The following is a 21,896-nucleotide window of genomic DNA, read 5'->3' as shown; positions in this document are numbered from 1 at the left end:
CCAAATTTTGCGTTAATTATCAATGAGTTGTCAATAATTCGAATTTTCGACAATCGCACCGATGTCAAAAATACGTATACAGATTTTCGGCTTACAAATAAAAAGTCGACTATTGCTCAGTGTCGCCGTCCAAGTTCCACACGATGAACGCGACGATCGGAGCTGCAGCAAATACACCGTTCTTCACGCCCTCCATCACCGCGTCTGTCAGGGTCGGTGGAATCTCCTCGACGCCAAGGCTCACCATCCCAATGTAGAACCAGGCCAAGAAGGCTAAGGCGTAGACCGCTGCTACGGCGACCGAACTGGCGAAGTGGGACCGGCTGTCGGGAAGATATCTAGCTTCCCGCTGCAACCAACGTCTCACTTCTTTCCCTCTAATCAGAATCAAGACTGTTGGCACCGTCACGGCCAGCGCAAAGCAGAAGCCGTATGCGAATTGCATCCAGAGGGGGAAGACGTCAAAGGGGCTCATAGATTTGAGAGTGATGCGATTCTGTCGACGCAGTTGCGGCGTTGCGCCGGACAATCCCCAAAAAATAAAGGGCGGCCCAGCGCTGGGGCCGCCTCTATCACCGCGCCGGATACTCAGGCAACCAGCCGCAACACTGTGCCGTTGCGCGTCGTCTGCGCTGCGATCACGCCGGCAATCGTCAGCGCATGGATGGCGCGTCGTACGGTTGGCTTGGAGCTGCCGATTAGGGCCGCTAGACCGCGCTCGCTGGTGACCGCCGAGCCTCCCCGTTCAGCCAGGTGGTTCAGAACTGCAGATTTTACTTTTTCGCGGGGGTCCGCTTCGCCCGTGTTTGCGGGTGGTTCGGCGGCTGAACCAGCCTGATCTGCGGATGCCGCATTAACCGGCTCTCCGGCGGGGGCAGGCGCGGGGGGTTGAGGTGATGAACTGCGGACGAGAACCACCGCGAATGCCGATGCAACTTCCAGCGCCAGCACACCAATCAGAGGCAGCCACAGACCCAGTTGAGCGGGGTCGGCTTTCCACCCCAGCGCCTGAGCGTAGGTGGAAAGGGCGATGGCACCGGGATCGGCCGTTATTGCAACCGGCGCCGTTCGCCGATCGGTCTCTGCTGCGCGCAAGTCGTTCTGCAGGGCCTCGCGGCGCGTCAGGTAAGCGTTCGTCGCCGACTTCGATGTCCCGGCAGGCTTCAACGCCCCAAGCTCGGCGAGCGCAAGCTGATAGCGCTGTTCGGCGCGCTGCGCAGCATCGTGCACCGTGGCCCGCTGCGCGACCAGGTCTCCGCGCGTCATCGACATGAAGGTCAGTTCGGCTTGCAGGCTGTAGGCAACAGCCAGAACGGCAACGAGGGCGAGCGCTGTAGCCTGCAACAGCTTGAACCGGCGCGCGAGATGGAACGCACCGTCAACGGCGAACGGCTTGGATATCTCCAGCCCCAGCGCCATGATGACGAAGATCACACCGAGCACGGCGTCGTATTTGCTGCCGATCGTCCACGCGAAGTAAATGCCGAACCCAGCGCTCGCTGAGACAAGACAGATCGCGGCGATGATCGTCAGACTTCTGATGATGGGTGAAGACGGGGAGGCTAAGTGCTTGGCTTCGCTTGGCCGAAAAACGAAGCCTTTACATGAATGAAAAAAGGGTGAGAATCGCGACATGGGTCACACTCCAAACTACACCTTTGGGGTTGATCAAGAAGGCTCGCCGGGTTGCCGCCCTGCGGGCCTTCGCTATTTGTAAGCTGCGATGCTTTCCGTGTGCTGAATGCTTGGTGAATCAGGCGTTAGCGAAGCTGCCGCAAGCGATCATCTATACGTCCGCGCCGGTTGTGAATTTCCAGCCCTGGGCGTAACTCTCTATCTTAGATTCTTGGTGTGTAGCCGTACTGCTTCTTGGTCCAGGCTTGGAATTCCGCATCGCTCATGAAGTTGATGTTCGGCTGGCGTGCGGGAGGCGGCTCTTTCGATGCGCCGCGCACGCTAGCCGATACGGCTTCTCGATCCTCGTTGACCGGAATAGAGCGAATGCGATTGGCTTCGCGCTGGGCGTGATCGGCGAACCTCTGCAGTGCCTCGTTGACTACCCTGCGCGCGTGCTTCATCGCGTCTTGTGAATCGTAGCGGCGATCCCACGCGTTCTGCAGATCGGGGTTGATGGCGTACTCGTTCCGGAGCCAGACCGTGCCCGAGTCAGCGGCCAGTTCGGGATAATCGCCGGCGATCGCATTGGCCTCGCTATACATGCCGTCCGCGTCACGTTTCTCGCGCGCGATCAGGCGCTCGTGCTCTACGTTGCCGGCCCAGCGCGTGAAGTTCTCGCGGAACTGCTGGAGTTCGTCGATATCCTGATCGCGCGGGCGCAGCTCGGGAGGTGCCTCCCACGACGGATAGCGCTCGGCGATGTTTTTGAAATAGCTGTTCGACACGCTCGGATCGGCCGGAGGCTGTTCCGGTGTCGGTGTCTCGGGAGCCGCGGCCTGTGCAGGTTGATCGGCCGGATTGTTGCCCGCGATCGCAGATTCGTACGCTGCTATCACGTCCTGCAGATCGTCGCCCCCAGCGGGTGCGGACGGCGCGGGGCTGCTGTCGATTGGATCGGCCATGACGCTATTTCCGATTGAAATGACGTTCTGGATCAAACTTTCGGGACGTAACCGTAGGTCTTCTGGCAGAACTGACGGTATTCCCCATCGCTCATGGCGTTGACGTTCGGCGTCTGTGGAGGTGGCGCGAAGGCAGCGTTAGCCTGTGCCAAGGCAGCGGCCTTCTGTTCGTCCGTCATGTTCACTGCGAGCCGCTGCAATTCGGTCTGCTCGGGGGTCTTATCGGGGTCCGACATGGGATTGTCCTCTGTTGAAAGCGTTTGAATCACGTTGCCAACGGCCCAGCCTGCAGCGCGGCGGCTTGATCGTCAGCTTGGACAGCTCGCGCTCGGTTTTGGTCAACAGATCATCGAGCTCGAGAGCCAGACGATCCGCGAGATCTGGATTGGCATCGCGTTCGCGGTCAATGCTGCGCGCGAGCGTGCTCAGACTGCGGGTGACGTCGGCGAGTTTACCGTAGGGCGTCGAGGTCATTCGTCAGCCTCACCGGTTTCATCGCTGACCGGCGGGCCAGCTGGAATGCTTTCCGTGGCGATGTTTGTGCGTGGCGCGTTTGCAGTGACCGCAGCCGGATAGTAGCGAATGCCGGCGCTTTCCAGTGTGGATCGCATATCGAGCGTTGCACGGTTGGCTGCCCGGAACGTCGCTTCGCCGGGTGCTGCTGCATAGTCGGCATAGGCGTTTGCCCAGCGCGCAGTGACCTTGGCTGTTGCCGGTCGTGCGAGGATGGATGCCAGCACGCGTCCGGCTGCGAGGCCGGAGATAAGCGACACGGGATCAACAACAGCAAGCCCGCCGCCAACGCCTGTCAAGCCGATCACGCCGGAGCGGGAGGGATTGCCCATCTTCGTCAGATTTTCGAACCGGGCGCCTATTTTCGCGACATCATCAAGGGCGCGGCGGTGATCGGTCGAGTACAAAGCATCCTTGCCGTTGTCGCTGAGTTTCGACCACTCGGTGCGAAATTTCGCGATCGAAAAGCCGTCTTTGTCGCGGCCGATGTGCGCCAATACCGATGACGCGAGTTCTGCCCACGCTTCCGGTGAGGCCTTTTCCTTGGCTATGCCCAGCGCCGTGACATCCGCGCCGCGCTTTGCACCTGCCATGGTCACCAGGCGTTGGGTTACCGCCTCGGGCGTGACACTGCCATCCACGCCGACGATCTTGCCCAGGGCTTCGCGCTTGGCTGCAATCTCTGTCCTGAATTTCTCGTTCGCCTCGGTCCAGGCCCTCTTGCCGGCCGCGCCGCCTTCCTTGCCGACCATGAATTTCATGTCTTCGGTGAGCCCGGCGTAAATCGCCTTCAGTGCGCGCTTGGATAGGCCGGCTTCAGGGATGATGTTGCCACTCATCATGTCGCCGATCTGTGTCCGAAGATTTTGCATGCCTGCGAACGACATGTTCATTGCGAGCGCGCGGTCCAGCTTCTTGACGATCGCTGGCGGCGGCAAGCCGCTCTCTTCCGCCAGCTTCGCCATGCTGCGCACCGCGACGCCGGTTCGATTGAGCTTGCCGGTCTTCCCTGTCATCAGCTCGTCGACAGGTGCAAAGATCTTCGATGCTTCGTCTTTGCTCAGAACATTGATCCAGGACACCGCGTCATCCTTGACCGCGTGTCCGGCTGTCAGCACGCTTCCTGCGCCAAGATCATCGGCGATGCCGGCCACGGTGCTATCGAGCTTGCCCAGCGCTTCGCGGGCGGCGTTGACGAGCGGCGTTCCAACGATCGGCGCTTCCTTCAAGGCAGCACTGGCGGTGTTGACCGTGTAACTGTCGCTCGCCGCGCCGATCGGGATTTTGATATCGAGCCGGGCGGCGGCTTCCAGTGCTTCCTCTTTTCCTACCCCCGCACGGCCGGTGAAGAGGCAGCTATGGCCTTCTGCCCTGTGGCACCTGCCGTGCGGGGAATGACTCGAGCCATTGCCGCCCCAGCGCCGGGGGGAACGCCCATCATGAGTGTCGAGATTTCAATCGCATCACGGCTGCGCTGGGCGTGGCCCTCCGCGGTATCCGGATACTCGTCCGCCATCGATCGCCGGATAGTTTCGGGCAGCGCGCCGATGCTTTTCAGAACATCACCGACAACGCTGGCCGCGGTCTCGACGGCGCCAGGCACGGCAAGACTGATCCCGCGTGCGTGAGCATACGAGGCGATCATGCCTGGTAGGCCGAACCTGGCGCCGTTGCGCAACGCGTTGACGATGCCGGCCTCGTTGCCCAGATCATCGTCCGGGTCGAACTCGAGCGGCATCATCGTGAAGCGCACGGCATTGCTCGGGCCCGGTACGTCCTCCGCCGGTGCCGCAGGTGTCGGGGCGTCCCCTTCAAGCATGCGCAACAGGTTCGAGTCAGTGACCGGCTCGCGGGCATTGAGCTGATCCAGCAACGCCGCATCAGTTACGGGCTGGCGCTGCTGGTCATTCGGCATACCAATGTCCACCTTCGTTGATATAAGACTTGCCGCCGATCGTTTTGCGACGGGTCGGTGTCGGCGCGGACTGGGCTGCTGGCGGTTCGGTGAGTCGGAGATCAAACGGCATCAGGTTCGGATCGAGCTGCCCGACGATGCTGTTATACGCTTGGATTGTTGCGCGCGACGCGCGGTTGTTGATGTCGATGATCCGGCGTAGCGACTTCTCGTTCAGCGAGATATCACCGGCTGCGGCTTTCGTTGCGAACTCGCGGTCGGCATCGGAAAGCCCGGTGCCGGCGCCAAACATCTTGATGAGCCGCCCGACTTCCTGCACGCGCGATGCTGCGTAGGCTTCGGTGTTCTTGATCGGGTCGTCGAAATAGGTAACGCCGATCTGCTGAAGAGCCTTACCCGTCTGGATCAGTGCATCAGCGCCAATGCCCGTGACGATGCCACTGTCAAGCAGGCGGAGAGCTTCCTCAGAAGCACCCAAGCTTGCGATTGCGTCTTCAGCCCCGCGCTTCTTCTCGACGAAGTCCTTGCCGAGCTGCTGGCCAAGCTCCTTCTCGAATGCGCTCGCGCCGCCGTTATTGACGGTGACGTTGGTCGCGCCGGCCTTGCGAGACTGCAACTCATAATCGTTGAACGACAGCGGCGTGCGGCCGGCCGTTGTTTCCTGCTGGGCATAGAAGGAATAGTCTTTCTGGGCGGTCGTCGGATCAGTCGGCGCTGCTGGCGCGCGCATCAACGTTTCGGCCTGCGCCAGATACAGGCGAGGATCGCGGCCGATACCTGCGGCCATCTGGGTGACCTGCTGCAGCAAACCGCCGACCGCGCTGGCGATCTTCTCGGGCGGTGCGCCTGCTGCGCGGAACTTGTCGATCGTTGATCCGATGGTTTGCATTGACGAGCTGATGCGCTCTTCGACGTTCTTGATGTTGAACTGCGCGTCGGCTCGGGCTGCGTTGCCGCGTGCGACATCAATCGACTGCGCCTGCAGTGCGCGCTGGGCGATGTTATCTTCCTCAGCGATGCGCCGTGCATCGGCCCCCGCGAGTGATGCGGCTGCGCCGGCGGCTGAATGCCCTGATGCCATACGCGTCACTCCTTAAAAGAGGCTCTGCACCTGATCTCCGAACGCGCCGGCAAGCGGATTTGTGAGTTCTGTGATGAACGAGCCTTGGCCTTTATCGGCTTCAGCGGCGAGCTTGGCGTTTTCGCGGGCGTTTGCTGCGGCGTTGCTGGCGCTTCCCGTTGCCATGTGCGCAACCACCTGCGCCAGCATTCGTGCGTTGGCGTTGGCTTCCGTCTGGAACTTATTGCTCAGCTCCGCAGCCATGCCGGCCTGCAAGTTGAGTTCGGATAGCAGCGTGTTGAAACCCTGCGCGCTCAGCTCGGTTTCCTGCATGATCAGCTTCTGCGCGCTGTCGATCGCAAGCAGGTCGATCTCGGCGGACGACCGGGCTTTCTGTTGCGCGAACTCAGCTTCCCCACGAGAGATCGCATCCTGTGCGAATGATGATCCGAGCAGACGGCGACGCTGCAGGTTCTCACGCAGATTGCCGATGGCGCGTGCGCGTGCATTGTCGATCTCTGACATGGCAGCTTGCTTGAGCTGTCCGGTGGTGGGATCGAGCCGGCTGCGCAATTCGGCAAGCTGCCCCGCGGCCTGCGGGAACATTCCTGAAAGGCGACCGATCAGATCCTGGCGCGAGGAGCTGCTGGCAACCTCGACACGGTCGCCGACCCGATGTGACGCGAGTCCGCCTCCGTTGAAGCCGGTGAACTGGGGATTGCCAAGCATGCTCAAGCTGTCGTCGATCTGGCTTTGGCTGACCAGCGCCGGCGCGTTCATAAGCGCGGCGTTCGCGTTCTTGGAGCTGTTGCCGCCGAATAGCTTGTTCGCGCCATACGAGATGCCTGCGGAAGCCGCGGCGCCGAGGATTGTACCAATCGCCATCAGTTCGACTCCCCTAGCGGGCGCCAGCGTTCAAGCATGGCATCCAGAGTCTGCTGCGTGGCGAAGCGGCACGACAGCAGGTCATCGATTGCTCGGATGCGCATCGCGCTGTCAGTGCATTCCGCTAGCAGCGCAGCCGTAGTGCGCTCGACAGACCGCACGCAGCCGATCAGCGACGCGAAGTTCGCGGCGGTGGCGGCGGGTACGAAGAGCGCGCTGACTGTCATGCGCCCCCCTTCGGCGACACTCCAGGTGCAGCGGTCGAGAAGAGGACAGAATACGTTGCCCGCTTTCCGGCGTCGTCGTGTATTTTCTTCAAGTGTGCGGCGATGGCTGCGCCGACCTGCTTCCGCCCAAGATTGTGGTCGAGAAGATGACGCTCGGTGCGATAGAACGTGTGTTCAATACGGCGGATTGTGCCGCCCATAATCACACGCTCACGCTCGACGTGCGTGACCGTCTTCTCGTACCGCACGTCGGCAGCGCTGCCCCAGCGGACCAGATCCTGTGTCGGCACACTGTCCGCTTCGGGATAGCCGGGAATGTTCAGTGGAACTTCACTCGCCATGAATCAGCCCTCCAAGGTGGCGCGAACGAAGGTCGCAATCGCGTTGTCGGCGGCGTTTTTGCCGACGGCCGCAAGGTGCGCCGCGATGACTTCGGCGACCTGGTAGCGGCCAAGCTCAGCCGTAACCTCGTGCTCGGTCACAATCGGCTTGCCGTCGCGCTTGCCAGCGCGCTTTTCCGTGATCCGGGCGCGGCGCGCGAACGCGACGAGTTCCCCCTGCGTCATCAGCTGGAGCTGAGGCGGCAGGATGTCGATCGACACAGGGGGAATTTTGAACGGTGTCATGCCGACGACGTGCTTAACCATGGTTAACCCCTTCTTCAGCAACGTCGACGTCGTCGGTTGAGATTTGAGCGCCGTCCAGTTCGGCGAGGTACTCGCGGACGGCGCGATACCCCGCGTCGCGGGCGATTGAGCGGAGGTGCAACGAAACGGCGCGGCGGACATCCTGAGTCGAGATGTCGTTCGAGGTCAGTTCGGGGTCCAGCTCGACGACGTCGATCGTGACACGGTTGTCTGTCTGTCGAACACGCAGCCGGGCCGTGACGCCGGCACGGCTGCACCAGGCCAGCAGCTGCTCGCGGGGCAGGTTGGCGATCTGGGCCGGCAGCGCGTCAGGCGCGGCGGCGTCATCGAGAAAACTAGGCGACATGTTTTAGCCTCCGACTGATCGGACCCGATGCGAGGTGTTTCTGGAGAAGCGTGACGACGGCGGCGATGGTCACCAACAGGTCATCAGGAATTTCCGGCAGGGGCGTTGCCTGCGCCGCTTGCATGTAGCGGCGCACCTTCGGCGAGTTACATCGATTGCTGGCCGAAGACCGCGCGGCGGCCTCTGTGGCGCCTTGAGAGTAGCCGGCAGCACGCGCTGCTTCGACCTGGGTCGCGCCGGCCAAGAGGGCGTCGGCGAGGCGCTTCTGGCGCTCGTTCAGGCCGAACTTCTCGGCCAGGTCGTCAGTACCGGGGTCAAGCTGGCTCACGCAAACGCTCCGTGCACGCCCTAGAGTATGTGCATGTACACAGTTTAGTTAACGGAGTCAACTAGTTTCTATATTTCAATAGTTTACATAAATTGATGCATCTAGCTTCTCACCAAAACCAAACAACAGATTGATGTAAAAGATCATTCTAAGAAGGCCCGGATATGGGGTGAGTCCTAGGCGGGGTCGTGAGGGGGCGAGGGGGTGGCCGTCAGGGGGTCTAAATGGTCAATTGAACAACAGTAAGTATGAAGGTTTGAAAGTCAAATGATGAGCTGCGAAACCCGTTCGCATAAGAATTATTATGGAAAATATCCTGTATTTCCGGGGGGTTCGACAATATGTAGTTGATAATACAGGCCGCTGGTCTTGTGAAATACTGCATCAAAGATTCGGCTGCTCGGTTGTGCTTGAAGAATTACCTGCAATATATGGTTCAATCGCTAGGGAATACTATCATGATAGGCGCGAGGTCGCGAGGGGTTCGATCGGCATCGAACCCAGTTGATCGTGGGTTTCGGTGGGGGCGACTGTTGAGTTTATGTCTACGGATTGGTTCGAAGTCGCGAGGCTGAGTTTGCTCAGCAAGATCGCGTGATCAGGGAAGGTTTTCCAGGACCAGAGTCATGGAGTTTTTGGAAGTGGAGTTCCAACGCGTCAACGAGCGACTCGACGACAGCGATTGCCGTAGAACGTCAGCGGTTGGCAAGTTCAGACATCACTCGAAAAGTGACGGGTTGGCTGGACTCGAGTTGCTAATATCCGACCTTGCGACATGAGATGTGTAATCGGAATACTCCAAGCTTGTTCGCTCAATTGACTGAAATCAGTTTCTCCCGACTGGCGATACATGGTCCCAGAGTAAATTAGTTGGTCGCCAAATTGATCATATTTTACAATGAACTCGCTTGCCTCGCCAGTATCATCGATAAACCTAAAATAGTGCCGCGGGCGAGAGCCGCTGCCGGACAAAACAAATTCTTCAAGTTTCAGCCTCAGCAGCGGATTAAGTGTCGCTTGCCGCCAATCATTGCTTTCACGAGCGCGTCGTCCGAACAGTGTTTGCAGCAGTCCCATTGCAGGTCTCCATTGATAGGGCAGCGGTGCGCTAGAACAGTTGGCGCCTAGGTCTCGTGTGTCTCCGTTTGTGCTCAAGCGATAGAGAGAGTCTGAACGACGGGCAATCTAATCATCTGTTTACACACGGTCGGATGGCTCTGTTGCACGTCCTCTATAGGGTGGGACCTTGGCGACACTGCTCCATTGCGCGAGCGGAACGAGCCATCAGGGAGCGTGCAACATCGCACGAAAACCGGGGTGCAGGGACCCGCAGGGACCCGGTTTCATTATAGGCTGTCACACATGTGTGTGCGTGCGCGCGCGTACAGCCGATAGAGCAAGTGGGTCCCTGCGGGTCCCTGCATGCCAGATTGAGGCATTTGTTTACAGGATCTTAATACCTAAAAAGCCCATCTGATCCGTCCCTTGCCCTCGCGACTGTCGTCGCTTTCTGGTCAACCCGCGCTCATCCAATTTCTTCGCCAAATCGTTAGGCGTGATCGCGCCCTCTCCAGCTTCTAGGCAAAACTCGCAAAGGCTTGCATGGAGATCGACCGTGCCCGTCCAGGCGTTAGCATCGTCAAAGCTGCACCGTTCCAGCATCCACCTTTCCGTCACGTCATTGTCGGCAAAATAGATCGCGGAGGCATCGCGCACGCGCTGTGGAGGCCGCAGGCCGCCCTTTTGCCAGTCCAGGCACCCTTGAATGCCCCAGGCGAGAATCCCGCCCCATTCCTCGCGTAGCTGGGCCGGCAGGTCCGGGTTGACTTTGCTGGCTGAGATCGTGACGTCGAAGGGGATTCGGTTGAAGCGACGCTTCATGCCCTGATCGACGCTCGATAGCCTCGGCAAGTGCTGGCCGGTCACGAACAACTTGAATTGCGGGGTGAAGGTAAAGTCGTCTTGTCGCATATAGCGAGCCGTCACAGGATCGCCGCCGGTGAGCGCCTTGACGCGCGCCTCAGCCCAGCGCCGGCCCTTCTCGGTTTCGGTGCTGACCACCAGCCGGGCGCCCTGCAATCGTGCCAGTTCGGTTGAGTGTCGGTCGAACTTCGCTTCCGTGAATACCTCGACAGGCGCGTGAAGGGCGTAATCTGCCATCACGCCAATCAATGTGTTGACGAAAACACCCTTGCCGTTGCCTCCCGAACCGTGGCCGAAGAATAGGGCGTGTTCGACTGTACTGCCGGTTAGGGCGTAGCCGAACACGCGCTGCAGGTATGCCTGCAAATCCTTGTCGCCGGCTGTTATCTGATCGAGGAAGTCCATCCATCGCGAGCAACCGCCTTCAGGTGCGACAGCGGTTGCCTTGGTCAGGTAGTCCTGTGCCGTGGCTGGCCGAACGTCCCCCGTGCGCAAATCGACAACGCCGCCCGGCGTATTCAACAGCATCGGATCGGCGTCCCACTGCTCCACAGTAGCGCGGACCTTGCGATCAGAGCGCATCAGGCTTTCGACGGCCGCTATGCTCTGCTTGCTGGCGAGCTTCCGCTGAATCGCCGATTTGTCACTGAAGCTCGCGGCGTAGCTCGCCACCTCGCGCTTGACCGTCTCCCAGACCGCAAGCACCTCGTCTTTGTGCCAGCGATGCCCGTCGAAGATCAACCATTGCCCCCACCGCGCCACGTAGCGCAGCTTGGCGCAGTATTTACCCGCGATGAAGTTGGCCAGATCGATTTCCGAGCCGACCGGCGCCTGCCCGTCGTGTTGGAGATCGACAACCTTGCGATCGGCGATGATTTCCACATCGTTCGCGGGCTCGAGAATGTCGGCAACATCCTGCAGCCCTACCGCATGTCGTGCCTCGCGCGACTTACATCCAAAGTCGTTTTCGCAACCTTCGAAGCACCGCTCGATATAGCCGCGCTCATCCTCGATATCGAGCGGCGGATCACACCGAGATGCTGTCTCGCGGAGCAGCTTGATCGTTGTTTCGGAGGTTAGTCCATGATCGCGGGCCACACGCGACCAGTACATCAATCGCTCGTGTCGACAACCGCCGGCAGCGACCGGTTCATTTGTCCCCAGCGCTGCCAATTCCGCATCGATCCGTACCTTGACGTCGGCAATATCGCGCGGATCGTCCACAGTTTCGGCGCAGCCATCAGGCTTCCTTTGCGCAGGTGCTTTGGGGATTGGCGGAAACGCGCGGCGCAGGAGGTTCGGCGTATATTCGAGCACATAGCCGTGTGCATCGCGATGAGCATCGAAGGTGACCAGGCATCGCCCGGCGGCAGGCTTCATGTTGAAGAATCCAGGCAACCGCATGAGCTGATTGCATTTCCCGACCATCTTGTCGCCGGCGGCTGACCCGCGAATGCGCCGATTCATGCCTTCCAGCTCGTCGAGTGATATCGGCGGTTCGTCGGTCGACAGATCAATGAGCCAGAAGTGCTGGCTTTTCCGCACGCCATCGACAACTGACGTGTAAATCGTGAGCGAGGGGGGCAGCATGAAATCTTCTGGCGCAGGCAGGCCGCGATCGTAGTCAGCGAACAGCGCCCGAGCCGCGAGCATGTTCGCCTTCTGAGTGCCCTTTCCGTCCGATGTCGACACGACGAAATAGATGCCTTCGCCCTGCAGGTTTCCGCTGCGCAGCTCGCCGGCCAGCGCATCGATCGAGCCATATCGCTCGATCGCGTAGTTGCGCGACTCCGTGTTGAGCAGCATCGAGAATTGAAACTCGCTGGCATCTGGGTCCAGCAGCCCGAGGAACTGGCGCGCCATTTCGATATCGACATTGGGCGCGAGCGTGAGTTTCGATGCGGCGTTCATCGCGCGTCCTCCGTCGTCACGAGGCCAGCCCTCGGGTCAAGGGCCACACCGCGCTCATCGCACCATCGCCGATAGTCGCGAAACACCCGATATGCGACGCGACGCGCCCGGTCGCAGGCGTCCCGGCATATTAGGTACGATTCGAACCGGTCCCAAGCCACAAAGTCTTTCTCGGCCAAGCGCCGATCAGCACGGGCGTCCTGAATAAAATCCCCGCGAGGCGTGGCGGTCACCTTGCAGTAGAAGCTCACCCATTCATGAAAGGACGGGCGCCAGTGGCCATAGCGCGAAACCGTCGCGACAGGATGCCAGGAGGGGAGTGATTTAGCTAAACTCATTGTTTTGCAGTTTCCGGATTGAAAGCCGGATTTGCGAAACAAAGGGTTTGACAGCGAACTGATTTCAGGCGATAAAACCGGTGTCGACATCAATACCCGGTGCTGCATACACCGGCGGGTTTCTCATCATCAAGCGCCTCGGCTTTCCGCAAGCCGGGGCGTTTTTAATTTGCGCTGTATTTCGTCGGTGGTCAAATTGAATCGGGATTGAATTTTTACATCACAAAACCGGCGTATGTAAAAACAGAAGGCCCCGGCGCATTGTTTTTAGAAAAAGTATAAGCAACTGAATTGAGTCATTCAGCGCCGAATATCACCCCTGAAAGAATTGCGTCGGCCCAGCGCTTAAGCGCATCTTCTTTCTCCGGAAGATACTGCCAGCGGTTATAGATCGCGGCGACGCCTTTGATCTCGCCGCTTCTATGATTCAACACGGCTTCGACGACATGCGGGGCGATGCCGATTGACGCCATACCGGTGGCGACGGATCTGCGCAGATCATGCAGAGTGAAGTGCGGGATCGTCTTGCCGGCATTGAGTTTCGTGATCTTGCCGTCCAGGTGCCTTTTCATTTTCGAGAAGCCGCTGATCGGCGTCGTGCCTGTCGTGGTGAGCAGCAAGCCATTGCCGGGCAGATCTTCGATCATCTGGTGTGCCGCCGTTGGAAGAGGCAGCACGTTCTCGGTGCCGTTCTTTGAACGTTCGGCTGGGATGGTCCACACCGAGCCGTCCAGCTCGTTACGATGCAGGCCGGCCGCTTCGTTGCGCCTCTGACCTGTCAATACGAGCAGGCGAACAAACGCACCAAAAGGCTCGTCGAGTTCGCCAGCCGCATTAAAAACCAGATTGAGTTCGGCGATCGACAGTGCCCGCTTCCGCGCCTTGATCGGGCTGGGCAACCGCATCCCCGTCATGGGCGAGACATCGATCACGCCGCGCTCGATGCACCAGCCGAAAAACCGTTGCAGATTGGCGAAGCACTTGTTGCCCGCAATCGGCCCGCGCTGGACAGCCCGATCGACCTCATCGACGACGTCGCGTTTCGTGATGGTGCGGACGGGCCGATCCGCCCAGCGCTGGGCAGGCGATTCCTTAATGTCTTCCCATGTCTCGCCGTCAGCCTTCAGGCGTAGCCCCAACACCCGCGCGGACTCGCGCCAGCTTCTGTTGCGGGGCCGGTGGTGCAGCTCGATAAACTTGATCGCCAGGGCCCGGAAGCCTTCCGTGTTGTCGCGTGTGCGTTGCACCAGCTTGGCGGCCTGCGGATCAATCCCTTCCGCTACCTTTTCAAGGATTCGCCTCGCGCGTTTGCGCGCGTCCGCTGGTGTTGGGATCGCCTCGACGCGGCCTAAGGTGAAGCGCTTGCGCTGGCCGTTGATCCGGTAGCGGACGGTCCACGATTTCACGCCGCTCGTTTGTATCGTGAGATAAAGGCCCGGCAGCAGGTCGTCCGGAACATCGCGGGCCGGCTGTCCGCTCGCGGGCGGTTCAATCTTGCTGATGGATTTCTCGGTGAACCTCATGACGGGGTCCTTTCAAAGGTCCACCCAAGGTCCACCTGTGCGATCTGGCGCGCAAGACCGTATACGGAGCAAAATCCATCACGGATGTTCTATTTTTATTTCATATCAGTTGGATGCAACAACAATCTAAGACGAAATCTAGCTGTTGAAAAAGCCGTAAAAGTGCCTGGGGCAGATTTCGTAATGACGGGGTCAGGTGTTCGAGTCACCTAAGCGGCACCACTTCTCCTCCCGCAGCTGACTATGCAAATTCTGCGTCCGCGTTGTCGTTGGGCTTAGATGTCCAGTCGTCCGGCAGTGCGCAGCTTCGCCCGCTCCTCCACCGATACGCGCATGATCGTTTCCCGCAGCCACGCGTGCGCGGGGTCGCGATCATAGGATGCGTGCCACAGCAGCGATGTGGTGAGTTTGGGCAGCTCTATCGGCGGCGGGCTGAGGCTGAGGCCAAGCTGATCGGCAAAGTAGATAGCGAGCCGTGCGTGCATCGTGGTCAGCACCGGCGATCCGGCAACGAGAAACGGCACGGCGACGAAGCGCGGCGTTACCAGCGCGACGTGGCGTTTAAGGCCCATTTGCTCGAGAACCTCATCCACCACGCCGCGTTCGCCCAGCCGCAAGCTGGTCAGCACGTGCGGCAGACGCACGTAATCTTCTAGCGAAATTGGCGGCTCGATGTCGATTTTCTGGGCATTGAACAACACAAGATAGCTGTCGGTGGCCAGCACGCGCCGCTTGTGATGCGCCTGTCCGCCGGCGAATGCCCCGACGCCGATGCCAAGATCGAGACGGTCAGCGTCCAGGTGGTCGAGCAGGCCCTGCCCCTCGGCAGCGTAGAAGCGGAAGCGGATGCCGGGAGCATGCGCGCACACGTAGGTCAGCAGCGCGGGGCCGACGAGAACCTCGACGCTGTCCGGCAGGCCGATGCGGAACACCCGCTCCGCCGTGGCGGGATTGAACGTTTCGTCGCGTGAAACCAGGGTTTCGATCTGCGCCAGCGCAATCCGCACCGGGTCGGCCAGCGCCAGCGCGCGCGGGGTTGGCTGCATGCCCTTGGGGCCGCGTGTCAGCAGTTCATCGCCAAACAGGTCACGCAGGCGGGCCAGATTGTGGCTCATGGCCGACTGGCCGATGCCGATGCGCGCGGCGGCTTTCGTGACGCTGCGCTCAGCCAGGAGCGCGTCCAGGGCGACCAGGAGATTGAGGTCGACGCGAGCTAAATTGATGTGGTCGATAGGCATTATCGATCCAATCGGTTGGACTAATGATGCTCCTGATATCATGTTGCGTTGCAGCAGGCCAGCGGATGTCGCTTCGGCCTGAAGCAAATCAGGAGATGACTATGAGCTTTGCGAAAGTAGCTGCAACTGCCGCCGTCGCCCTCGCTGTGATCGGCTCCTTCGCCAGCGGATCGGCCTTTGCCGACACCCCGCGTGCCAAGTCGATCAACCTCGGCGCCATGAACGGCGTCGCATATTACACCGAGGAAGCTGGCAGCTTCCGCGTGGTTGCGACGCTGGCCCAGCGGGAAGGTATGCCGATCCGCGTCGAGACCCTGCTCGCGCCCGGCCAGACGGTCGTGCTGTCCACCGCGAAGGGGCAGTCGGGGCTTGAGAGCGTTGAGCTCTCGCGCCAGGCAGACGGCCTGACGGTGCGCCCGGTGGTCTCGAACTAAACCGGACCACGGTCGAAGGGCAGATACTCAAAGGCTCGGCGTGCAAGCGCCGGGCTTTTTTTTATGCGGAAGCTTGCTGAGCAGATTTCGGCTGCCAACCGCATAAGGAGTTTAGCGCCGGTAGTCGCGCTGGAAGCCATCCTGCGGCTGGAATGTATAAATTTTGCACGGACAGGAACGGTTTTTTTAGCACTAATATTTCAGTGTCTGCTCTAGCAGCCCGCGTCTATCGACAGCGCCGGTTGTGGCTGGCACCGCCTGCAGGCAATGGGCTTATGCGGAGTGCCTCAACCGGAGACACGACTGCATGTGCCGTTTTTGTGTGGGAACCATCTTCACAGACAAGGCCCTCTATCACGGCTGGCCGGTTGCCCAGGCGGGGTCGCGGTTGAATGGTGGTCCATCGCGTCGAAATTTCATGGCGCTCGCCGGAGCTGTTGCCGGAACCGCGGGGCTTGGGCTGCCCTCCGTGACAGCACGTACGCAATCGAAACCGGCTGCGGGTGCGGACATCATATTCCGCGGTGGCACGGTTATCCCGATGGCCGCTGGTGGCGCCAAGCAGGCTGAGGCGATTGCGCTGCGCGATGGCAAGATCATCGCCGTTGGCTCGCAATCCGATGTTTCAGGGCTGCAGACGTCAAACACCAAGCTGATTGATCTTGATGGCCGCACGCTGTTGCCGGGCTTTGTCGATCCGCATCAGCATTCTTGCTTCGTGGCGCTGTTTTCCGAGCTGCTCGCGGACGTCGGTTACATCAAATATCCCACGCGCGCCGAGCTGATGGCTGGCTTGAAGGCGATGGACGCCAAGCTGCCGGCGGGCGAATGGCTGCTGGCTTACGACTTCGACAATTTGCTGCAAGGCGGCGATCTGTCGATGGCCGAGCTGGATGGGATCTCGAAGGATCGGCCGATCTTCATCTGGTACATCAACATGCACGACGGCGCGGCCAACTCAGCTGCGTTCAAGCTCGCGCAAATCCCGGATGATGTGGGCGTGTTGCCGGGTGGTGGTCACTTCGGGCGCGGTCCGGATGGAAAGTTCAACGGGCTCGTCTATGAAGAGAGCGCGATGTTGAAGTTCGTGACCAAGGCGCTGCCGAAGATCACGCCTGCCATTTTCGAAAAGGCGATGATCGATTACTTCAAAACCAGCGCGGCACTTGGAAACACAACCACGCATGAGCCCGGCACCATTCAGCCGGACTGGATTGAAGGGCTGGAGAAGCTAACGGCGCATGGCACGGGCCGCCTCAGCGCCAGCCTGATGTATAGTGATATGAAGGCCGGCGATGCCTATCGCGACTATGGGCGCGGCGCCAAGGCATCGTTGTTCCCGAACTCTCGCTTCTCGTTGTTCGGCATCAAGATCATTGGAGACGGCTCCAACCAAACAGAGACCGGCGCGCAGACGCAGCCCTATCTCAACTCCGACAAGAAGGGCTCGCCGAATTTTCCGCCCGCCGAACTGAAGACGATGGTGGCGGCGGTCAAGGCTGCGGGTTGGCCGGTGCAGATTCATTGCAACGGCGATGCGACGATCGACTATGCACTGGATGCAATAGAAGCAGCCTACGGTGCCAATCCTGCAACCGGCATCAACCGCATCGAACATTCAACGATGGCGCGCCCCGATCAGCTCAAGCGCATGAAGGCGCTGGGTGTGCAGCCTACATTTCTCATGAACCATGTGTTCTTCTATGGCGCGGCGTATCGCGATCAGCTTTTCGGCCCTGAGCGCGCGGCGTTCATGGATCCGGCGGGCGCGTGCGTACAGGAAGAGCTGCCGTTCACGTTGCACACCGACGGACCGTGCTCGCCACTGGGCGCGTTGCGACTGGTGCAAACTGCGGTGACACGGCGCTGCGTAGTCGATAATTCCGTCGTCGGGCCCGATCAGGCGATCACGGTTGAGGAAGCCATTCGCGCGGTTACCTCGCAGGCTGCGGCGCAGATCGGCCAGGCAGATCGCATCGGCTCGCTGGAGGCTGGCAAGGAAGCTGATCTGGTGCTGCTGGAGCAAGACCCGTTCAAAGTCGCGCCCGACGACATCATGAAGATCAAAGTTTCGGAGACCTGGGTGGCGGGCGAGAAAATCTTCGGATGATCTCAGCGGCGACAACGCTGCTGGATTTTTCGCAGCGTTCGGGTTGAACATGGATGCGTAACAAGAGGCCATCGGCGCGCAACTGCTGATGGTCTCGATCACCGTACCGGCGGGTTCAAGCATGGGCCATAGTTGGTGGCACGACATGCCATTGCGGCAGCAGCTTATGGTACCGATTGCGATCACCGTCGCGGTCGCAATTCTGGCTGCAATTGTGGTGCTGGCATATGGAGCGCCGCAATGGAGTTATGGCGCGCTGCTGGCGGTGTGGATGGCGATATCTGCTCCGTGCCTGCTAGTTGTTTATGCGGTGCTTGCATGGCGGTTGCAGCCGCTGGAGGCGATGGCGCGCGTGGCGGAGCAGGAAGATCCTGCCGAGCATCTTGCAGGCAATACGGTTGCGCCCGAGTTGGCGCTGATTGCGGGGCGTATCAATCATCTGCTGGCCGCGCTTGCGGAAGCAAAGACGCTGAATGTGCAATTGCACCGGAATGCTTCCGAGATGCAGGAAGCCGAGCGTCGGCGCATCGCCAATGAACTGCACGACGAAGCGGGACCATGCCTGTTCGGTATATCCGCAAACCTTTCTTCCATTCGGCGGATTGCGGACGGAATGGACCGCGAGCAATCGGAAAAGCTGTTGCAGCGGGTGGCGGAAATTGACGACATCACCAGCCGACTGAAATCGTTTAACCGCGATATGCTGCGCACGCTGCATCCGGTTCAGCTCGGGCAGGTGCCGTTGTCCGATGCAGTCGGCAGTCTTGTTGCTGGTTTTCGGCGCCAGCATCCCGATACCGTATTCACATTCGATGCCGATGCGTTGGCGGATGGATACGGCAAGGATGCGGATCTGGCCGTTTATCGCGCAGTGCAGGAGGCGGTCACCAATGCGTTGCGTCACGGCGATGCCGGACGTGTGGACATAACGCTGAGTGAAACGAGCGCGCGCGCAGCCGGTGGTGTGGAACAGGTGAATGCACCGCGATTGATCCGCCTCAACGTGCGCGACAACGGTTCTGGCGTTGCGTCACAGCTTGACGCGGGGATCGGCCTCACCGCCATGCGTGACAGGGCGCGTAGCCTTGGCGGCAGTGTGGCGATCGAAAACGTATCGACGGGCGGAACGGACGTCACCGTAACGATACCGGTTGTTGCACCGGCGGCGGACGGTCCACGCGCCGGCTAAGCGCTGGCCTTGATGCAGCCCGGCCGCGCGCAGATCTGCCCGTTCAAACGATTTTCTGTTCGACCGCAATGCGGATGAGTTGCATCGGCGTGCGCGCGCTGAACCTGTTGCGCAGGGCAGCGCATGTCATTGCAACGGTCTTGTACGAAACGTTGATGAGCGCGGCGATCTCCGACATGCTCTTGCCCTTGGCGAGAAGGCGCAGAACTTCCCGCTCACGCGCACTCAATGCTGCGCCGGTGTCGCTGGTACCGACGCGCAGGAATGCGATTTGCTGCGCCAGATCCGGAGCAAGCGCGTGCCCGCCGCGATAAACGGTGCGGATTGCGTTGATGAAGGCTTCCGGCTCGTCGTTCTTGCAGAAATAGCCGCGCGCGCCGCATTCGATGGCCTGGGCAGCGAACGCGGAGTCGTCGTTGACGCTGAACATCAGGATGCGCGCCGACGGACAACGGGCCAGCAGCCGACGCACGAGCTCGAAGCCGGATACGTCGGGGAGATTGATGTCGATGACTGCAACGTCGGGCTGCTCGTCGAGGAAAAGCGCAAGGGACGTTCCCGCGTCGCGCGCTTCCAGCATTTGCATATCTTCGGCATGGCTGAGTAGTGCCCGGCACCCCGCCAAGACGATTGGATGATCGTCAACGATCAGAACCTTCACCGGATGGATCTTTCATGGAACCCAGGGGCAGGTAGCATTGACATTAAGTCCTGCCTGATCCGGGAAATCAAGGCCAGTAGTCTAAGGTTCCGGGCGGTGGCTTAGGGCGATCAAAGATGGGCGGCCTTGGCCGCAATCGTCCGCGCAATCTGTGCGGGACGAGTCGGTGCGTCGACGCCCGCTGGTGGAAGCGACGTGATGCGATGCGCGCTGAAATCAGAGGTAGCTAAAGTGCGACGGCCACCAGCCGTGATTGCCGGGGCCAATGCGGGTCAGGTGTCAGCACCCGTTCCAATCCGGAAACTAGAGCCCGTATCGCAATGCTGAAAAGCGATCGAGCTCTAGTTGTTATGGACGGCATCGGCGTGTCCGGCGGATCAGGCTTCCGGTCAGGCGCTTTGCGGGCGCAGCGGGCCTGAAGCGTCGTGGTCGTCAGCGTCTGGTCCCGGATCATCCGGGGCGCGTGAACGCGAGTAATCGCCGCCCTTTGGCGCTTGTGCCTTTGCGCCCTGCGCACCGGAGCGCTGCGACGCCTGAGCGGTTGTGCTTGCCGTTGCCGATTCCCCGTTGCGTGTGCCGCTGCCGGAGGTGCCGGTGGGCTTGACGGTTACGGCGTCGGACTTGTCCCATTTGCTGGATGATGCAGCCGACGACACTGCGGGCTTTTCATCCTTGCGCGGTTCATCGGGCTCCGACTGTTCATCGGCGGGGCGCACGCCGAGCGCCATCAGCTCATCGAGTTTGCTGGCGATCAGCTCGCGCTCGCCCTTGTCCATGGCTTCAACCGGCACGCGCCACTGGAACGCGTCGAGAGCACCCGACACCGGCGAAACCGGAATCCAGCGTTCGGCGATGAAACCGTCGGCGGTCCACACAGGATCGCGTTCGGCATGGACAGCGCGCGCGAGCCATTCACGGATGCGGCCCTTGTCGGCGTGCTGTTCGCCCTCGATGCGCGCCATCAGCGTGGCGACGCGCTGTGTCATGCGCTCGGGGATTAGCGGCTCAAGTGCATCGCGCGCGGTGTCGAACTGGCGCGCCTCGATGGCTGCAGTCGCAACCGCAATCGGGCTTTCCAGCGAGTTGGGGCTGAGCGCTGCAAGCTGGCGTATACGCTCCAGCCGGTCGCGCGGGCTGTCGCCGATGCGGGCATAGGCATAGGCGGTGGCAAGGTCAGGATGCGGTGCGCGCGACCATGTGCGCTGGATAATCTTGGCGGCGCGACCGGTGTTGCCACGCGAGGCGAGCAGGCGCCCGGCGATTGCGGCGGCAGGTACGAGATCGGGTGCCAGGGTATGGGCCTCGGTTGCCAGATTGAGCGAGCGTTCCGGATCGCTGGTTTCGGCGGCCTGGGCCTGTGCTGTCAGCAGCACGGCGCGGCGACGATCAGCCTGCGCACGGTCGACGTGACCGTTCTTGCGGGCAATGGCCAGCGTTTCGAGAGCACCATCCCAATCGCCATCGCGGCACTGGATGTCAAACAGCGCGTCCACCGCCCAGGCAAGTTTGGGGTTCAGCGCCACGGCGCGTTCGGCGAAATGCAGCGCGGCTTCGCGTTCGCCTTCGCGCTGAGCTTCAAGGAACAGTCCGCGCAGGCCAAGCTGCTCGGTATCGGGAGCGGCGAGCATGGCTTCAAAGATGCGTCGCGCTGTGGTGCGGTCGCCGGAAAGCTGCGCCGCCTGTGCACGCAACAGATGCGTCAGCGGTTCGTTGGGCAGCGATTTACGTGCCTGAATGGCGGAACGCATGGCAGCGGCTTTATCGCCAGCACCGAGTGCGATCATGCCGCTGGACAACGCATCGATGCCCAGCTTCTGGCGGCGCTTGTTGAGCACGTTACCGACGGTTGCCGGGCTGTGCCAGACGTTGCGCAGGATCGACCAGATGAACAGCGCGGACGCAACGAGCGCCACGAAGATCACCGCCGCCCGGAAGACGCTGGTTTCAACGCGATAGCCCTGCCAGTAGAGCACCAGCTCTCCAGGGCGATCGGCGAGCCATGCAAGCCCGGTTGCGATGAGTGCAATTCCGATGAGGAATGCTATGAGACGCAGCATGCCGAGACCTGA

The 21,896-nt window shown here is 60.6% G+C and carries 23 protein-coding genes; 3 read left to right on the top strand and 20 right to left on the bottom strand.

Going from position 1 to position 21,896, the window contains the following annotated elements:
• Positions 1-109: 109 nt before the first annotated feature.
• The 18 genes from QEZ49_RS13635 to QEZ49_RS13550 all read right to left on the bottom strand — a co-directional run bounded on the left by QEZ49_RS13635 (position 110) and on the right by QEZ49_RS13550 (position 15,433).
• Positions 110-475 (bottom strand): hypothetical protein, encoded by a 366-nt coding sequence (locus tag QEZ49_RS13635; protein WP_280387680.1) that lies wholly within the window; start codon positions 473-475, stop codon positions 110-112.
• 113 nt (positions 476-588) lie between these two features.
• The gene (locus tag QEZ49_RS13630; protein WP_280387678.1) at positions 589-1,443 is read right to left on the bottom strand and encodes a hypothetical protein; all 855 of its coding nucleotides are present in this window, start codon (positions 1,441-1,443) and stop codon (positions 589-591) included.
• Positions 1,444-1,838: 395 nt separating this feature from the next.
• Complete coding sequence (locus QEZ49_RS13625) at positions 1,839-2,579, bottom strand: hypothetical protein (protein WP_280387676.1); 741 nt, start codon at positions 2,577-2,579, stop codon at positions 1,839-1,841.
• Between the two features lie 32 nt (positions 2,580-2,611).
• Complete coding sequence (locus QEZ49_RS13620; RefSeq protein ID WP_280387674.1) at positions 2,612-2,815, bottom strand: hypothetical protein; 204 nt, start codon at positions 2,813-2,815, stop codon at positions 2,612-2,614.
• Positions 2,799-3,053, bottom strand: a complete 255-nt coding sequence (locus QEZ49_RS13615) for a hypothetical protein (protein WP_280387672.1) — start codon at positions 3,051-3,053, stop codon at positions 2,799-2,801. Before QEZ49_RS13615 ends, QEZ49_RS13620 begins: the two co-directional genes overlap by 17 nt.
• The gene (locus QEZ49_RS13610; RefSeq protein WP_280387670.1) at positions 3,050-4,321 is read right to left on the bottom strand and encodes a hypothetical protein; all 1,272 of its coding nucleotides are present in this window, start codon (positions 4,319-4,321) and stop codon (positions 3,050-3,052) included. The genes QEZ49_RS13615 and QEZ49_RS13610 overlap by 4 nt, the downstream gene beginning before the upstream one ends.
• Before the next feature lie 98 nt (positions 4,322-4,419).
• Entirely contained in the window at positions 4,420-5,007 is a 588-nt protein-coding gene (locus QEZ49_RS13605) for a hypothetical protein (protein ID WP_280387668.1), read from the bottom strand.
• Positions 4,997-6,088, bottom strand: coding sequence for a hypothetical protein (locus tag QEZ49_RS13600; protein ID WP_280387667.1), 1,092 nt, complete (start codon positions 6,086-6,088; stop codon positions 4,997-4,999). The genes QEZ49_RS13605 and QEZ49_RS13600 overlap by 11 nt, the downstream gene beginning before the upstream one ends.
• A 12-nt stretch (positions 6,089-6,100) precedes the next feature.
• The gene (locus tag QEZ49_RS13595) at positions 6,101-6,952 is read right to left on the bottom strand and encodes a hypothetical protein (RefSeq protein WP_280387665.1); all 852 of its coding nucleotides are present in this window, start codon (positions 6,950-6,952) and stop codon (positions 6,101-6,103) included.
• The gene (locus QEZ49_RS13590; RefSeq protein WP_280387663.1) at positions 6,952-7,179 is read right to left on the bottom strand and encodes a hypothetical protein; all 228 of its coding nucleotides are present in this window, start codon (positions 7,177-7,179) and stop codon (positions 6,952-6,954) included. Before QEZ49_RS13590 ends, QEZ49_RS13595 begins: the two co-directional genes overlap by 1 nt.
• Complete coding sequence (locus QEZ49_RS13585) at positions 7,176-7,520, bottom strand: hypothetical protein (RefSeq protein ID WP_280387661.1); 345 nt, start codon at positions 7,518-7,520, stop codon at positions 7,176-7,178. Before QEZ49_RS13585 ends, QEZ49_RS13590 begins: the two co-directional genes overlap by 4 nt.
• Before the next feature lie 3 nt (positions 7,521-7,523).
• On the bottom strand, positions 7,524-7,826 hold the full coding sequence (locus QEZ49_RS13580; protein WP_280387659.1) for a hypothetical protein: 303 nt from the start codon (positions 7,824-7,826) through the stop codon (positions 7,524-7,526).
• On the bottom strand, positions 7,819-8,172 hold the full coding sequence (locus QEZ49_RS13575; RefSeq protein ID WP_280387657.1) for a hypothetical protein: 354 nt from the start codon (positions 8,170-8,172) through the stop codon (positions 7,819-7,821). Before QEZ49_RS13575 ends, QEZ49_RS13580 begins: the two co-directional genes overlap by 8 nt.
• Positions 8,162-8,500, bottom strand: coding sequence for a hypothetical protein (locus QEZ49_RS13570; protein ID WP_280387655.1), 339 nt, complete (start codon positions 8,498-8,500; stop codon positions 8,162-8,164). Before QEZ49_RS13570 ends, QEZ49_RS13575 begins: the two co-directional genes overlap by 11 nt.
• A gap of 711 nt (positions 8,501-9,211) precedes the next feature.
• Complete coding sequence (locus QEZ49_RS13565; RefSeq protein WP_280387653.1) at positions 9,212-9,577, bottom strand: hypothetical protein; 366 nt, start codon at positions 9,575-9,577, stop codon at positions 9,212-9,214.
• 366 nt (positions 9,578-9,943) lie between these two features.
• Positions 9,944-12,334, bottom strand: coding sequence for a phage/plasmid primase, P4 family (locus QEZ49_RS13560; protein WP_280387652.1), 2,391 nt, complete (start codon positions 12,332-12,334; stop codon positions 9,944-9,946).
• A gap of 634 nt (positions 12,335-12,968) precedes the next feature.
• Positions 12,969-14,195, bottom strand: coding sequence for a site-specific integrase (locus tag QEZ49_RS13555; RefSeq protein ID WP_280387650.1), 1,227 nt, complete (start codon positions 14,193-14,195; stop codon positions 12,969-12,971).
• A 275-nt stretch (positions 14,196-14,470) separates the two neighbouring features.
• The gene (locus QEZ49_RS13550; RefSeq protein WP_280387647.1) at positions 14,471-15,433 is read right to left on the bottom strand and encodes a LysR family transcriptional regulator; all 963 of its coding nucleotides are present in this window, start codon (positions 15,431-15,433) and stop codon (positions 14,471-14,473) included.
• A 101-nt stretch (positions 15,434-15,534) separates the two neighbouring features.
• Here QEZ49_RS13550 and QEZ49_RS13545 point away from each other — a divergent pair, with 101 nt between their 5' ends.
• The 3 genes from QEZ49_RS13545 (at position 15,535) to QEZ49_RS13535 (ending at position 19,166) form a co-directional block, all read left to right on the top strand.
• Positions 15,535-15,867, top strand: coding sequence for a hypothetical protein (locus QEZ49_RS13545; protein ID WP_083509453.1), 333 nt, complete (start codon positions 15,535-15,537; stop codon positions 15,865-15,867).
• Between the two features lie 469 nt (positions 15,868-16,336).
• Entirely contained in the window at positions 16,337-17,977 is a 1,641-nt protein-coding gene (locus QEZ49_RS13540) for an amidohydrolase (protein WP_280387645.1), read from the top strand.
• 166 nt (positions 17,978-18,143) lie between these two features.
• Positions 18,144-19,166 (top strand): ATP-binding protein, encoded by a 1,023-nt coding sequence (locus QEZ49_RS13535; protein ID WP_280387643.1) that lies wholly within the window; start codon positions 18,144-18,146, stop codon positions 19,164-19,166.
• Positions 19,167-19,209: 43 nt separating this feature from the next.
• Here the strand turns inward: QEZ49_RS13535 and QEZ49_RS13530 are convergent, their stop codons facing one another.
• Both QEZ49_RS13530 and QEZ49_RS13525 read right to left on the bottom strand, forming a co-directional pair.
• A complete protein-coding gene (locus QEZ49_RS13530; RefSeq protein WP_280387641.1) occupies positions 19,210-19,827 on the bottom strand; it encodes a response regulator transcription factor in 618 nt (205 codons plus the stop codon).
• A 389-nt stretch (positions 19,828-20,216) separates the two neighbouring features.
• Positions 20,217-21,884 carry a heme biosynthesis HemY N-terminal domain-containing protein gene (locus tag QEZ49_RS13525; RefSeq protein WP_280387639.1) on the bottom strand — a complete coding sequence of 556 codons (1,668 nt, stop codon included), beginning with the start codon at positions 21,882-21,884 and terminating at the stop codon, positions 20,217-20,219.
• Positions 21,885-21,896 lie beyond the last annotated feature (12 nt).

The organism is Hyphomicrobium sp. D-2 (assembly GCF_029872155.1).
GTDB lineage: Bacteria > Pseudomonadota > Alphaproteobacteria > Rhizobiales > Hyphomicrobiaceae > Hyphomicrobium_A.
Note: the sequence above shows the minus strand (reverse complement) of the source record. Positions and strands in the feature narration are given on the sequence as shown.